The following is a 229-nucleotide window of genomic DNA, read 5'->3' on the forward strand; positions in this document are numbered from 1 at the left end:
TGACCGGAACAACCTGCAGCGGCTGGCTGATATCCGCCTCGGTAAAAGCACGTAGCGTATTCCGAATCCGCAGCACCCGCTCTTCGGGCGTCGTCTGGCCGAAGGTCGCCTGTAACATCACAATCGGCTGGTGGAAAATTTTTACCGTACGGGCCTGTTCACGTTCTGTGGGCTGTTGGCGCGGTTCTGCCGCCGAAAGGGGGAACGCCAGGCATAGCGCGAGGGCGGC

General features: G+C 61.1%; 1 protein-coding gene. It reads right to left on the bottom strand.

The genetic code is table 11. The annotated features are described in order from the left end of the window. Nucleotides 1–229: hypothetical protein (locus tag B4920_RS28375; protein ID WP_216820169.1), on the bottom strand; the 229-nt coding region annotated here is incomplete at both ends.

The sequence above is a fragment of the Zoogloea sp. LCSB751 genome, assembly GCF_002028455.1.
Classification (GTDB): domain Bacteria; phylum Pseudomonadota; class Gammaproteobacteria; order Burkholderiales; family Rhodocyclaceae; genus Zoogloea.